The sequence below is a fragment of the Ideonella sp. P3_A4 genome (assembly GCF_056403075.1).
Genome location: NZ_JBFUGE010000143.1, coordinates 1 through 12,849, shown reverse-complemented (window position 1 = coordinate 12,849; position 12,849 = coordinate 1). Strand labels below are relative to the sequence as shown.

Annotated in this window: 14 protein-coding genes; 8 read left to right on the top strand and 6 right to left on the bottom strand. The window is 67.1% G+C overall.

The features are described from left to right. The 4 genes from AC1DYI_RS14680 to AC1DYI_RS14665 form a co-directional block, all read right to left on the bottom strand. Positions 1-395 (bottom strand): response regulator transcription factor (locus AC1DYI_RS14680; RefSeq protein ID WP_477204862.1); only part of this gene is annotated, 395 nt, incomplete at its 3' end. Between the two features lie 78 nt (positions 396-473). After that, positions 474-848 (bottom strand): hypothetical protein, encoded by a 375-nt coding sequence (locus AC1DYI_RS14675; protein ID WP_477204861.1) that lies wholly within the window; start codon positions 846-848, stop codon positions 474-476. A 1-nt stretch (position 849) separates the two neighbouring features. Next, positions 850-1,332: a Spy/CpxP family protein refolding chaperone gene (locus AC1DYI_RS14670; protein ID WP_477204860.1), complete on the bottom strand. Its 483-nt coding sequence runs from the start codon at positions 1,330-1,332 to the stop codon at positions 850-852. A gap of 103 nt (positions 1,333-1,435) precedes the next feature. Beyond that, positions 1,436-2,020 (bottom strand): winged helix-turn-helix transcriptional regulator, encoded by a 585-nt coding sequence (locus AC1DYI_RS14665; protein WP_477204859.1) that lies wholly within the window; start codon positions 2,018-2,020, stop codon positions 1,436-1,438. Positions 2,021-2,097: 77 nt separating this feature from the next. Here AC1DYI_RS14665 and AC1DYI_RS14660 point away from each other — a divergent pair, with 77 nt between their 5' ends. From AC1DYI_RS14660 to AC1DYI_RS14640, 5 genes are all read left to right on the top strand, one after another. Beyond that, entirely contained in the window at positions 2,098-2,916 is an 819-nt protein-coding gene (locus tag AC1DYI_RS14660) for an alpha/beta fold hydrolase (RefSeq protein ID WP_477204858.1), read from the top strand. Positions 2,917-3,065: 149 nt separating this feature from the next. Then, complete coding sequence (locus AC1DYI_RS14655) at positions 3,066-4,370, top strand: alpha/beta hydrolase (RefSeq protein ID WP_477204857.1); 1,305 nt, start codon at positions 3,066-3,068, stop codon at positions 4,368-4,370. A 109-nt stretch (positions 4,371-4,479) separates the two neighbouring features. After that, positions 4,480-5,565, top strand: coding sequence for a hypothetical protein (locus AC1DYI_RS14650; protein ID WP_477204856.1), 1,086 nt, complete (start codon positions 4,480-4,482; stop codon positions 5,563-5,565). A gap of 75 nt (positions 5,566-5,640) precedes the next feature. Next, positions 5,641-6,225 carry a nicotinamide riboside transporter PnuC gene (gene pnuC, locus AC1DYI_RS14645; RefSeq protein WP_477204855.1) on the top strand — a complete coding sequence of 195 codons (585 nt, stop codon included), beginning with the start codon at positions 5,641-5,643 and terminating at the stop codon, positions 6,223-6,225. Then, positions 6,222-7,274, top strand: coding sequence for an AAA family ATPase (locus tag AC1DYI_RS14640; RefSeq protein WP_477204854.1), 1,053 nt, complete (start codon positions 6,222-6,224; stop codon positions 7,272-7,274). The genes pnuC and AC1DYI_RS14640 overlap by 4 nt, the downstream gene beginning before the upstream one ends. A gap of 2 nt (positions 7,275-7,276) precedes the next feature. Here AC1DYI_RS14640 and AC1DYI_RS14635 read toward each other — a convergent pair whose 3' ends face one another. Next, positions 7,277-8,182, bottom strand: a complete 906-nt coding sequence (locus AC1DYI_RS14635) for an ADP-ribosylglycohydrolase family protein (protein WP_477204853.1) — start codon at positions 8,180-8,182, stop codon at positions 7,277-7,279. Next, positions 8,175-8,852 carry an NUDIX hydrolase gene (locus AC1DYI_RS14630; RefSeq protein WP_477204852.1) on the bottom strand — a complete coding sequence of 226 codons (678 nt, stop codon included), beginning with the start codon at positions 8,850-8,852 and terminating at the stop codon, positions 8,175-8,177. The genes AC1DYI_RS14635 and AC1DYI_RS14630 overlap by 8 nt, the downstream gene beginning before the upstream one ends. Positions 8,853-9,017: 165 nt before the next feature. Between AC1DYI_RS14630 and AC1DYI_RS14625 the strand changes: the two genes are divergently transcribed. From AC1DYI_RS14625 to AC1DYI_RS14615, 3 genes are read left to right on the top strand one after another with little or no spacing between them, the layout of a single operon-like run. Further along, positions 9,018-9,887: a cysteine hydrolase family protein gene (locus tag AC1DYI_RS14625; protein WP_477204851.1), complete on the top strand. Its 870-nt coding sequence runs from the start codon at positions 9,018-9,020 to the stop codon at positions 9,885-9,887. Between the two features lie 28 nt (positions 9,888-9,915). Continuing rightward, positions 9,916-11,103: a nicotinate phosphoribosyltransferase gene (pncB, locus tag AC1DYI_RS14620; protein ID WP_477204850.1), complete on the top strand. Its 1,188-nt coding sequence runs from the start codon at positions 9,916-9,918 to the stop codon at positions 11,101-11,103. A gap of 9 nt (positions 11,104-11,112) precedes the next feature. Then, positions 11,113-12,810 carry an NAD+ synthase gene (locus AC1DYI_RS14615; protein WP_477204849.1) on the top strand — a complete coding sequence of 566 codons (1,698 nt, stop codon included), beginning with the start codon at positions 11,113-11,115 and terminating at the stop codon, positions 12,808-12,810. Positions 12,811-12,849: the final 39 nt, after the last annotated feature.

Sequence of the window (12,849 nt, the reverse complement as noted above, 5' to 3'; positions counted from 1 at the left end):
GTCGGCGCAGTGGCCGCCGTCACGCGGTGGCGGCGCAGCACCGTGTGCAGGCGCGCGRCCAGCTCRCGCGGCTCGAAGGGCTTGGGCAGGTAGTCGTCGGCRCCCAGCTCCAGCCCCACCACCTTGTCGGGCAACTCGCCGCGGGCGGTGAGCATGATCAGCGGCAGATCGGCCATCGGCCCGTTGCTCTGGCGGATCGTGCGCAGCAGCTCGAAACCGTCCATCTCGGGCAGCATCACGTCGAGGATGGCGGCGTCGAAGCGCTCTTCGCGCAGGCGCGCCAGCCCCAGGCTGGGCCGGCCCGCCCAGGCGAGCTCGAAGTCGAAGCGTTTCAGGTAGGTGGCGAGCGGCGGAGCCAGGTGCTCGYCGTCGTCGATCAGCAGGATGCGGGGCATGTCGTTATCGTCGCACGGCCTGTAGGCCCTGCGTTCCCTCCGGTGGGCAGCGGTCACCCGCCACCCACCGCGTCTAGTTCACCAGCGAATTTCGCGTCGCGCCCAGCGCGTGCCGACAAAGAACAGCGTTCCGGCCAGCGCCAGCACACTGCCGATGGCCGTCCAGATCGCCGCCACGTCGCGCATCGGCAAGCGCCGCGCCGCCACTGCCAGGCCACCCAGCAACAGCAGGCCGAGCACGCCAGTGATGACCTGCCCCACCGACCGCGGCATTTGCGGCGCCCACAGCGCCCACAAGGCCAGCGCGGCCAGCACCAGCATGCTCACCGCGTGCCAGGCGACGAGGCCGCCGTCGGCGGGTGGCGCTGCCGCGTCCAGCAGCAGCGCCAGGCCACCGACCAGCGCAATCGCCAGCGTGATCAGCGCACGGCCGATCGGTCGGTGCGGCCACATCTCAGCCTCTCCAGCCGTGGTGGCCGCCGCGGGCCATGAAGTCGCGCAGCTTCTGCTGCTGCTCGGGCTTCAGGCTGTCGTAGAACGTGGCCGCCGCGGCGATGACCGCCGGGCTCGCGGTGCGCAACGCCTCGGTCTTTTCCAGCACCAGGCTCTGGGCACGGCTGGCGTCGAAGCGCTCGCCGGCGATCAGCGCCTGCAGCTGTTCACGCGGGTTGCTGCCGCTGGGCATCAGCGTCTGGCGTTGGGCGTGCAGCGTGTCGGCCAGGGCCACCAGGTTCTGGCGCTGGGTCGCGTCAAGCGACAGTTCGCTGCTGGCGCGGTCGATGATCTTCTCGCGGAACTTGGCCGCGTCGGCTTCGCTCATCGCGCCGTGGCCGTGCCAGCCGCAGCCGCCGCGCACGTTGCTGGCGAAGGCCATGCCGCCCAGCGCCACGCTTGCGCCCAAAGCAGCAATGAGGGTGTTCTTGATCCAGGTTCGCATGGTCGACTCCTTTGACGGCGAATGGGAAGTTCAGGTGTCGCCATCGTGCCGGTCGGGGCCCCGCGCGTCCTTTCGCCGCGGTATCTTCGTGTTTCGTTTCTTGTCAGGCGGCCGGCTTGGCGGCCTTGACCGGGGCGCGCCGGCGGCTGGGCGCTGGCTTGTCGGCTTCTGGGGCCGCCTCGCCCGCCCGTGCCAGGCGCTGGCGCCGGACTTCCTCGAAGCGCTTCTTGTCGGCCTTGGTCGCACCCGGGCCTTCGATGACCGTCACCTCGCGCGGACTCAACGGCCGGCCTTGTGCAGACTGCAGCGTGATCGGCGCAATCTCTTCCTGCGTCGCCCGCTCGACGATGCGGATCGGCGGCCCCTTCGGCCCGCTCGCGTGCTTGTCGCCCCACTGGGCGATCGCCACGATGATCGGGAACAGGTCGCGCCCCTTGTCGCTCAACCGGTATTCCAGCGCCTTGCCGCCGGGCGTGGTCTCGGTGATGACGAAGATGCCGTGCTCGACCAGCTTGGACAGCCGGCCACTGAGGATGTTGGGCGCGATGCCCAGGTGGGCCTCGAAGTCCTTGAAGCRGCGGGTGCCGTAGAAGGCTTCACGGATCACCAGCAGCGTCCACCAATCGCCGATCTGCTCGAGCGAGCGGGCAACCGAGCAACTCATCGAGGCGAACGACGTGCGGCGCATGGGCGGGCGGGAATCCTTGGGTGGTGATTCTAGTTTCGCACTTGCAAGCTGCAAGTAGCGCCGCTATCCTCACTTGCATGATGCAAGCAACTTCGCACGCCGCACCGGGCGGCACCCGGCATGCCGTGTTCCTCCACTCCACCGGCATGGGCACCTTCATGTGGCGCGCGCTGGCCGAGCGATTGCCGCCGGGCTGGGTGCTGCACACGCCAGGCAACATCGGCTATCCGCCCGGGCCGCTGTTGCCGCGCGGCGAGGTCGTCAGCCTCGACGACGAGGTCGACACGGTGCTGCGCCAGTTGCCGCCAGGCATTGAAGAACTGCACCTGGGCGGCCATTCGTACGGCGCGATGGTGGCCTTGAAGCTCGCACTCAGCGGCCGAGTGCCCGTCAAGTCGCTGTGGCTGTACGAACCGGTGATGTACGGGGCGCTGCGACAGCGCCAGCACGAACTGCCGCTGGAAGTGGCGACTCAGGTCGAACAGCTGTTCAACCACCCTGCGTACAAGACGCTGGATGTCGAGCACGGCGGCAACGACAACTGGCTGCAAGGCTTCATCGACCACTGGAACGGCGAAGGCGCCTGGGCCGCGATGCCAGAGAAGCTGAAGCTCATGACCCGCGCGGTGGGCTGGAAGATGTACCTGGAGGTGCGCAGCCAGGCCGCCGACACGCTCCGCTTCGAAGACCATCGGCTCGAAGTGCCATTGACCATCGTTGCCGGCGAGCGCACCACGCCGGCGGCGATGGCAATCGCCCAGGCGCTGGCGGCCGCCAACCCCGGCGCACGGCTCGAAGTGCTCACGGGTCACGGCCACATGGCACCGGCCACCGCCTTTGACGCCGTTGCACCGTCGATCGCGCGCCACCTGGCCTGGGCCGCCGGGGCGGCCTGAGCATCAATTTCCGTCTTCGCCTGATCTTCGCTGTCACCTGATTGGTGGCACGGCCCATTCAAACGTGGGATGCCGGCCACAACGCCGCTTTCCTCGCCCGCAAGCGAGTGCCATAGTGACCTGCCTCGGGTCGTGCAGGAGGCGTTTGAATGGTTGGCTTTCCCACCGTCTATGCCACGCTGCGGCGCTTGCTGGCCGAGCTGTCGAAGCGCTCGCCGACGAGCATCCGCGCCAGCAGCCGCCTGAGCGAGTTGCTGAGCACCGACGCGCAATGGCTGGGTCTGCAGCGCGGTCTCTACCGTCAGTTCGGCTGCGCGTTCGATGTGGCCGCGCTGCGCGCGCTGGTGGATGTGCGGGCGCTGGCCCAGGCGGTGCATGCGGCGAAGCAAGGGGCCGTCGCGGCTCCAGCGTCGGTCGACACCACTCGGCACCACCTGCAAGACGAGCCAACCGGCCAGCATCCCTATCAGACGGTGCGTCTGTTCTATGCGACCGACCGCGCGCGCGGCCATCAGCGCGGCGCGGTGCAAGCCTATGAAACGCGCCGCGGCGATGGGCAATTGCTGCTTGGCATGGCCGAGGTGGCGATCCCGCAAAGCCATCGCGTCGGCGAGCTCGACGCCCCATCGTGGTGGAAGTTCTGGGCCTCGCCCGACCCGCGCAAGCACATCACGGTGTTGGCCGCCGGCGAACTGACGCCGCCCGGGTTCTGGGCCGGCGTGCGGCAATGCGTGGCCTCGTCGAACGAACACGATGTGCTCGTGCTCGTCCACGGCTACAACGTGTCGTTCGACCAGGGCCTGCGGCGCGCGGCGCAGATCGTGCGCGATCTGAACTTCCACGGCGCGCCGATCCTGTACAGCTGGCCGTCGCACGGCGCGATCGCGCAGTACGCCGCCGATGAAGCCAACGTCGAATGGACGGTGCCGCGCCTGCGTCACCTGCTGCGCCAGTTGCTGGTGGATGCCGGCGCCGCGCAGGTGCACGTGATCGCCCACAGCATGGGCAACCGCGCTGCGGTCGCCGCCATCCGCGAGTTGCAGCTCGATGCGATGCCGGCCGATGCCGCGCGCCTGAGCCAGTTCGTGCTGGCCGCACCTGACATCGATGCGGACACCTTCCGCCAGCTCGCGCAGGAGTTTGCGCACAAGGCGCAGCGCTGCACGCTGTACGCGAACTCGGAAGACCGCGCACTCGCCGCGTCGGACTGGATGCATGGCGGCTACCCGCGGGCCGGCGGTGGCGGCGACGAGCTGATGCTGGTGCCGCATGTGGACACGATCGACGCCACCGGCCAGTCGACCGATTTCCTCAGCCATTCGTATTTCGCTGACACCAGCCCGGTGATCAGCGACCTGTTCTACCTGATCCGGGCCGCCACGCCACCCGACCAGCGGGCCCGGCTGCAACGCCAGGAAAGGGCTGGCCTGGTGTATTGGCGCATGGCGCTGTAACCCAGCCAGATTGAGCGCCCCAGGACTCGGCAAGCCGAGCCCGCCCCCGAGGGGATCAAGGAACTCGGGAGCGGCCCTTCGTTTCCTTGACAAGACGGAGGGCCACTCGATGTTCAACAAGCCCACCAACGCCGAGTTGATCAGGCGCCTGAAGGACCAAGGCCTGTTCGATCTGCCGTCGGACGACGGCGACCCGGCCGATCACGTGAAAGCAATCCTGCATGGCATGCGCAAGCAGACGCCGCAGCAGGTGCTGGACGGGCTGGTGGCCGAGATCGCCGCCGGCATGGTGCCGACGATGGCGCACTCGCTGCCCGAGCTGGGGCGACCCGGCGCGGTGCGTGTGCACCAGGTCATCGACTGGCGCATCAACGCGATGGCCTCGGCTGCGCCACCCTACGAAGCGCTGGTATCGACCAACCTGGTGAAGTTTCTCGCCTCGATGGTCAGCGCCTTGAACTCGGGCGTTGGCATCCAGCTGGTCGACGACCAAGGCAAGCACGATGGCGCTGCGATGGCGCCCCGGCCGGACCGCGAAGTAGCGCGCGACATCAGGCGCCTGCTCGACGGCTTCGTCGCCGAGCAGCAGGTGCTGGAGCTGGACTTCGGCGACGACGCGCCGCGCCACATGGTGCAGTTCAGGCTCTTCCACTGCGCGCTGTCGTGGGTGCTGGGTCACGAACTCGGCCACATCGTCGTCAGCGAATCGCGCCGCCAGCGTCAGCCCGCACCGTTCGAGCCCCTTGTGCGGGACCAGCTGGATGGGCACTTCCAGCTGCTGCTGGGCGACAAGCGCTTCCGCAATCAGCTGAGCGGGCTCGATGGGTGGCAACAGCAGGCCGTGCACGACGCCTGGCTGACCGAGCTGAACGCTGACGTGATCGGCGCCAGCCTGGCCTGCGGCTACCAGAAGGACCATGGCCCGAGCCGCACCGTGCCCGGCATCGTCGGCGTCACCAAGTTCGCGATTCACCTGGGCCTGATCGCGCATTACATGCTGGACCGCTACCAGGGCCTGCTCGACCCCGCGCACCCGCAGGCCACGCCCAGCCACCCGCCAATCGACTTCCGCATGTTCTGCGTGCTGCAGTGGATGTACAAGGAGCAGCTGCAGGTGGCCACCGCCGCCCCCACCGCCTACGCGCAGCAGGTGTTCACCGAGGTCTTGCGGCAGGCGGGGTTCGATCTGTACTGACCGGCGGCGCGGCCGCCCACTCCGTGCCCCCTCTTACACTGCCCTGGTTCAAAGGCCATGGAAGTGGAGGAGCGGATGACGCCGCTGGAAATAACGGCCAACGTGGTGGTCACCTTGTCCATCTTGCTGGCCGGCCGCAACAGCATCCACACCTGGTGGACCGGCATCATCGGCTACGCGCTGTTCGCCGTCCTGTTCGGGCAAGCCAAGCTGTATGCCGATGTGACGCTTCAAGCCTTCTTCATCGTCAGCAGCATCGTGGGCTGGTGGCGCTGGCACGGCAGCCGCCATGTCGCGCCGGCGGCCGTGACCCGCGCGCCGATCGGTGGCGTGGCGTGGGCAGCGGCCATCGGCGGCGTGGCCGCATTGGCCTACGGCGCGCTGCTTCACAGGTTCACTGATGCTTATGCGCCTTTCGTCGACTCGGTCGTGCTGAGCTTCAGCGTCGTCGGCCAATGGTTGATGATGCAGCGGCGTGTCGAATCGTGGCCGTTCTGGGTGCTGGTCAACATCGTTGCGGTGCCGTTGTACGCGAGCCGCGAGCTGTACCTCACGTCCGGGCTGTATGCGGTCTACCTGATCAACGCGCTGGTGTCGTGGCGGCATTGGTGGCAGTTGTCGCAGGTGGAGGCGCCGTCAGCGGCGGCAGCGCCAGCGTGAACACGCGTTTTCGYCGCGGCCTGGTGGTTGGCAAATTCTCACCGCTGCACCTGGGCCACGAACTGCTGATCGAAACAGCCCGCGCTGCCTGTGACGAGTTGCTGGTGCTGAGCTACAGCCAGCCGGAGTTCGAGCGCTGCGGCGCCGCTGCAAGCGAGCGCTGGCTGCAGGCGCGTTGCCCGGGCGTGACGGTGGTGGTGCTCGACGATGCGCGGCTTGCGCAGCTGTGCGCTTCGAGAGGTTTCGAACCTCGTCATCTTCCGCCAAACGATGCGCCCGACGCAGTGCAGCGCCACTTCGTCGGCAGCCTGCTGATCGACCTGCTGGACACCACGGTCGACGCGGTGTTCACCAGCGAGTCCTATGGCGACGGCTTTGCCGCGTCGTTGAGCGCGCAGTTCCAAGCGATGGATCCTGACCATGCACCGGTCGTTCACGTCAGCGTCGACGCGGCTCGCGTGAAACGCCCCGTCAGCGGTTCGGCCGTGCGCGCCAACCCCGCTGCTTGGCGCACGCTGGTCGCGCCGGAGGTCTATGCCGACTTGGTGCCGCGCCTGTGCCTGCTGGGCGGTGAATCGTCCGGCAAGACGACGCTGGCCCAAGCGCTGGCCGAACGGCTGCACACGACCTGGGTGCCCGAATACGGCCGCGAGCGCTGGGAGCAGTTGGGCGGCGGCGTCCTGTCAATCGACGAACTGGTCCACGTGGCTCAAGTCCAGGTACAGCGCGAGATCGACGCGGCGCAAATGGCCAACGGCTGGCTGGTCTGCGACACCTCGCCGCTGACGACACTGCAGTACTGCCTGCTCGACCATCGCGAGGCGCCCGAGAAACTGCAACGCTTGGCCGAACGCCCTTATGACCTCGCTGTGCTGTGCGATGGCGACTTCGGCTTCGTGCAAGACGGCACGCGCCGCGACGACGCCTTTCGCGCGCTGCAACAGGCCCGTACTGTCGAAGCGCTGCAACGGCTGGGCGCCTGCTACCTCATCGTCCGCGGCAGCGTCGAAGAGCGCATCGAGCAGGTGCTGACCGCGCTGCGGGCTTGAGGTCAACCGCGCCGAAGCGCCAACGCCATCTGCTCGATCTCGTCGCCACGGTGCAGCGTCGTGCGCCACGCAGCCGGAATGCCGCCTCGCCCGTAGAACGCGCCGGCCAGTTGGCCAACGATCGCCGCGGTGGTGTCCGCGTCGTCACCGAGGTTCGCCGCGGCCAGTACCGCCGCCTCGAATGAATCCGTCTGGTTGAAGCACCACGCGGCGGCTTCCAATGACTCGACCGCGTAACCCGAGCCCCGAATCTCGTCGACGCGCTTCGACTTCCACGCACCTACAGCCAATTTGGCCACCCGCTTCGTCGGCCAAGAGCCCTTGAGCGGCGCCAGCACCTCGTGCTTCGGCCGCCCCTCCAGCGCGCTGGCCAGCCAGGTCGCCAGCAAGCGGCAGCAGGCAACCGCTTCCGGCGCCGCGTGCGTCGTGCGCGAGCTGTCTTCAGCGTAGGGAAGCTGGTCGGCCAGGACCGGATGAAAGAACAGCACCACCGGCGCCAGGCGCATCAGCGAGCCATTGCCGGCCGACTCCGGGTGCGCCGATCCCGCATACGGCTCGCCATCGTCGAGGTAGCGGTTCAGCGCCGCCCGCACCGTCATGCCGATGTCGAAGCAGACGCCCGTCGAGCTGAGGTGCCCCCGCTTCCACCAGTTGGCGTAGCGCGCCATCTGGTCTGCCGCATCGAATCCCCCCTTCGTGATGAGACTCTCGGCCAGGCACAAAGCCATCGAGGTGTCGTCGGTCCAGTAACCGGGCGGCAGGCCGAACGGCCCGCCGCCCGCCATGCCGGAGACCGGCGGGAACGAGCCGCGCGGGCTGAACTCGACAGTCGTGCCCACGGCATCGCCGCAGGCCAATCCCAACAAACAACCGGCAAAGCGATCTTCGAGCGTCGCGGTGTCAGACATTGAACCCCCGATCCAGCAGCGACAAGGCGTGGCGGAATTCGCGGCGCAGGCGGTAGAGCTGCGCCGGGCGGTGCGCGCCACCACTGGTTTGAGCGCCCGGGATGGCTTCGAGCATGCCCAGCGCGTCCATCTTGCGGCGAAAGCTCACCTTGTTGACCGGCTCACCGAGCACCGTCTCGTAGACCGACTGCAGTTGCGGCAACGTGAAGGCCTCCCCGCACAGGTAGACCGGCAGCGACGAGTACTGGCTCTTGCTGCGCACGCGCTGCACTGCGGCGTCAACGATGCGGCCGTGGTCGAAAGGCAAGGCCGGCAGCTTGGCGACCGGGCGCAATTGGCGCTCGACCCCATCGACAGCCAGTACATCGGCTGGCAGCAGCGCGTAGTACGCGATCGAGATGCTCCAGCCACGCGGGTCTCGGCCCGGGCCGGAGAAGGTGGCCAGCTGTTCCAGATAGGGGCTGACAATGCCAGCCTTGTCGTGCAGCACGCGCGCGGCGGCATCCTCGGCGCTCTGGTCTTCCTGCGCGTGCAGGTAGCCGCCGGGCAAGGCCAGCGAACCGTTGAACGGCTCGCGGTCGCGCTTGAGCAGCAGCACGTGCAAGACGTCGTCCAGCAGTGTCAGCAAGGCGATGTCGACGGTGCAAATGATGGCGGGAAACTCGGTCATGGTGAACAACGAGTGTTTGGACAGTCAGGAGACAAACAGACGCCGGATTCGGAATTAGCAGGCGCCCATGCTAATGGAAACTTGTTCACAACACCCGCCCACTTGTTAGTTGCAACAATGTACTAACAGAACTACACTGGCCTCACTGCGAACCAAGGAGCCTTCATGAGCACCCGCACCCAGCTGCTGATCATCGACCCGCAAAACGACTTCTGCGACCTGCCTGAGGCCTACCGTCCGATCGATCCGATCACGCAATCGCCCCAAGCGCCCGCCCTACCGGTCGCCGGCGCCCACGCCGACATGCAGCGCCTGGCCAGCTTCGTCGACCGCGCTCGCAGCACGCTCGACGAGATCTGCATCACGCTCGATTCGCACCACCGCATCGACATTGCCCACCCCGGCTTCTGGCACACCGGCGAAGGCCAGCCGGTCCACCCGTTCACCAGCATCACCGCATCGCAGGTGCGTGCCGGCGCCTTCCGCCCGCGTGACCCGGCCGCCCTGCCCCGCGCACTGGCCTACCTGGACGAACTGGACGCCCGAGGCCGCTACACGCTGATGGTCTGGCCGGTGCATTGCGAGATCGGCACCTGGGGCCACAACGTGCACGCCGACCTGAAGGCCGCCCTGTCGACCTGGGAAGAAGAGAAGCTGGACATCGTGCAGACCGTCAACAAAGGCGAGAACCCGTGGACCGAGCACTACAGCGCGATGCAGGCGGAAGTGCCGGACGAGGAAGACCCGCACACGCAGCTGAACGAAGCGCTGATCCGCCAGCTGGACCAGGCCGAGCTGCTGCTGATCGGCGGCGAGGCCAGCAGCCACTGCGTGAAGGCGACCACCGAACACATCGTGGCCCATCTGCCCAGCGGCAACATGCACAAGGTGGTGCTGTTGACCGATGCGATGAGCCCTGTCGGCGGCTTCGAGGCGAAGCATGCCGAGTTTCTGGCCGACATGCAGGCCCGCGGCGTTCGGCTGATGCGCTGTGAAGAAGCGCTGAATCTGCTCAGCCAGCCCAACGACGCCTGATCAAGAGAACAACGACCGGACCCTCACCATGGCCCCCGTGATCCAAAGCCTGCTCGACACCGACCTCTACAAGTTCACGATGTGGCAGACGATGCTGCATCGGCACCCGCAAACGCAGGCCGAATACACCTTCGTCTGCCGCAACACGCCGGCCTACCCACTGGCCGAGTTGCTGACCGACGTCGAGCGCGAACTCGACCACCTGTGCAGCCTGAGCTTCGCGCCGGCAGAGCTGGCCTACATCGGCAGCCTGCGCTTCATCAAGCCCGACTTCGTCGACTTCCTGCGCATCTTCCGCTTCCAGCGCAGCTTCATCGAGGCCAAGGCCGACGGTGAGCGCCTGAGCATCGTCGCCAGTGGGCCGCAAGTCCACGTGATGGGCTTCGAGATCTACGTGTTGGCGATCGTCAACGAGCTGTACTTCCGCCGTCTGGCCCAACCCGACACGCTCAGCGAAGGCCGCCGCCGGTTGGCCGAGAAGGTCGATCTGTTGCGCGCCTTCGGCAGCGAGCCACCGCGGCGCCACCCGTTCGAGTTCTTCGACTTCGGCCTGCGCCGGCGCTTCTCGGGTGACTGGCAGCGCGAGGTGGTACAGACCTTCAAGCGCGAAGTGCCGCAGTTCTTCAAAGGCACGTCGAACGTGCTGCTGGCACGTGACCTCGGTCTGGTGCCAATCGGCACGATGGCGCACGAGTACCTGCAGACCTACCAGGCGCTGGGCGTTCGGCTGCGCGACCACCAGAAAGCCGCACTCGAAGACTGGGTGCAAGAGTACCGTGGTGACCTCGGCACTGCATTGACAGACGTGGTCGGCATGGACGCGTTCCTCGCCGACTTCGACCTCTACTTCGCCAAGCTGTTCGACGGCCTGCGCCACGACTCGGGCGATCCGTTCGTCTGGGGCGAAAAAGCGCTGGCCCACTACGCCAAGCTGCGCATCGATGCGAACACCAAGCGTCTGGTGTTCTCTGACGGGCTCGACGTGCCCCGTGCGCTGGCGCTGTACCGCCATTTCGCCGACCGCACGCAACTGGGCTTCGGCATCGGCACCAACCTCAGCAACGATGTCGGCCTGACACCGTTGAACATCGTGATGAAGCTGACGCACTGCAACGGCCAGCCGGTGGCCAAGCTGTCGGACAGCCCCGGCAAGACGCTGTGCGACGACCAGACCTTCCTCGCCTACCTGCGGCAGGTGTTCGACATCACCGCTTGAAAGACCGCCATGCTCACCCTGACCCTGGCCCAACTGAACTTCACCGTCGGCGATGTGGCCGGCAACGTGCAGAAGATGATCGCGGCCGCCCACCGCGCGCGCGACGACGGCTCGTCACTGGTCGTCTTCCCCGAACTCTCGCTGACTGGCTACTACCCTGGCGACCTGCTGGACGAGCCGACCTTCAGGGACCGCATCGAGGCCGGCCTGGCCGAGTTGCGCAGCGCGTCGCGCCAGTTGCCGCAGCTGCACTGGGTGGTCGGCGCACCGCTGCGCCGCGAAGGCCCGGGCAAGCGGCTGGAAAACGCGCTGATCGTGCTGCACGCCGGTGAAGTGGTGCTGCGCTATGCGAAGCAATTGCTGCCGACCTACAACATCTTCGACGAGCGCCGCCACTTCGAGCCGGGGCCGGACGTGGCCAAGGTGCTGCGCATCGGCGAAGCGCAGGTCGGCCTGCTGATCTGCGAAGACGGCTGGAACGACGAGGGCTCCGACTACCGCGTGAACCCGTTCGAGCGCATGCGTGACGCAGCGCCCGACCTGGTGATCTCGATCAACGCCAGCCCGTCGAACATCGGCAAGCGCGAACAGCGGCACCAGGTGTTCGGCGACGCCAGCAAGCGCCACGGCCTGCCCATCCTCTACGTCAACCAGATCGGCGGGCATGACCAGCTGGTCTACGACGGTGCGTCGTTCGCGGTCGAGCCGGACAAAGGCGTGGTGTTCGAGGCCGAGCGCTTCGTCGAAGACCTGCGAACGCTGCGCTTCGACAACGGCCACTTCCTGACGCGCCACGGCGACGCGCCGCTACCGGTGTCGCGCGATGGCCTGCCGACCATGGCCTTCTACCAAGCGCAGATCATCCTCGGCTTGAAGGACTATGCACGGCGCTGCGGCTTCCAACAGGCGGTCGTCGGTTCGTCGGGCGGCATCGACAGTGCGCTGACGCTGGCACTCGCTGTGCAGGCGCTCGGGCCGCAGAACGTGATGGCGGTGACGATGCCTTCGAGCTTCTCGTCCGCCGGCTCAGTGGACGATTCGGTCACGCTGTGCCGCAACCTTGGCATCGAGCTGACCACGCACCCGATTGCGGACCTCGTAGCCGGCTACAGCAAGCAGTTTGCGCAAAGCTTCGGCCGACCGCTCGAAGGCCTGCCGCTGGAGAACCTGCAGGCCCGCGTGCGCGGCACGATCCTGATGGAGTACTCGAACAGCTTCGGCCACCTGCTGTTGACCACCGGCAACAAGTCGGAGATCTCGGTCGGCTACTGCACGCTGTATGGCGACACCAACGGCGGCCTCGGCCTGCTGGGTGACCTGTACAAGACAGAGGTCTTCGCGCTGTCTCGCCACATTAACGAGGCCGCCGGCCGCGAGCTGATCCCCAACGTCATCATCGACAAGGAGCCCTCAGCCGAACTGGCACCGGGTCAGCGCGATGTCGACAGCCTGCCGCCCTACCCGGTGCTGGACGAGATCCTGAAGCTGCTGATCGAAGGCGATCGCCTCGCCGCGTGGGAATTCGCCGAGGCCTCGGCCTTCGTCGACGGCCTGCAAGCCGATGAGCAAGGCCGCGCGCTGGTCGAACGCATCCGCAAGATGATCGCGCGCAACGAGTACAAACGCCGCCAGGCACCACCGATCATCCGGGTTCGCGCCCGTGCCTTCGGCACCGGCCGGCAGATGCCGATCGCGGCCAAGTACTGAACGAGCACACAAACAACAACGCCATGCGCACGCCACCAC